Raw genomic sequence first — 911 nt, 5'->3', positions numbered from 1 at the left:
CTCCCGTTGGGGTTGCAATGGTGGTTAACCCTGCATTACGTCCAAAATCTTTTTGCTGGTAGCCCGGTTTATTCCCAAAGGTGTTAGGTTGAATCCAAATTTGCAAAAAGCGTAAAGGGTCTGTTTCTGATGCGTTATATTCGCTGTGGTAAATGCCTTTACCTGCCGACATCAGCTGAAACTCTCCCGCAGGTAACGTTTGTACATTGCCTTCACTGTCTTTGTGCGCAATAACACCTTCTAGCACATAACTGATGATCTCCATGTCGCGGTGACCATGAGTATCAAAGCCTGCGTTGGGTTGAACTAAGTCATCGTTGATGACTCGCAGTTCAGAAAAGCCCATATGTTTTGGATCGTAGTAGCTACCAAAAGAAAACGTATGTTTGCTGTCTAGCCAGCCAAAGTTTGCTCGACCTCGGTCTTCGGCGTGTCGTATGGTGATCATCAGTGCCTCCAGTGTCCGTGGTTAGGAGAATTTTTTGTTTAGGAAGTTATCTAACGCCGCTTTACCTGCGCCAGAAAAGGCCAGTGAAACACTTGCTGCTAGCAGAGCTAGGCCAAATTCGTAGCCGTTGTTTGCCATAAATAAGCCGTTTTCGAAGTGTACTGAGAAAATCGCCACAACCATAGTGAATGAGAGTGCGACTGCCGCAGGGCGTGTCAGCAAACCAAGTAGAATAAACAAGCCGCCGAAAAATTCTGCGCTACCAGCAAGAAATGCCATCAATACGCCAGGGCCAAGTCCAATTGATGCCATCCATTGTCCTGTGCCTTCCAAGCCGTAGCCGCCAAACCAACCAAACAGTTTCTGAGCGCCGTGCGCCATAAAGATGATGCCGATAGGGATACGTAGTGCCAGTGCGCTGTAACCTGATTGTGATGTCGTGATTTTGTGTAAAAGTGTTTTC

Annotated in this window: 2 protein-coding genes; both read right to left on the bottom strand. The window is 47.3% G+C overall.

The genetic code is table 11. The annotated features are described in order from the left end of the window. The coding region (locus R7Q48_RS25530) for a pirin family protein (protein ID WP_318132949.1) at window positions 1-448 on the bottom strand (448 nt) is incomplete at its 3' end. A gap of 21 nt (window positions 449-469) precedes the next feature. After that, a partial coding sequence (locus R7Q48_RS25525; RefSeq protein WP_318132947.1) for a DoxX family protein occupies window positions 470-911 on the bottom strand: 442 nt, incomplete at its 5' end.

The organism is Vibrio sp. 378 (assembly GCF_033339435.1).
This window is presented reverse-complemented; position numbering and strand designations above follow the sequence as displayed.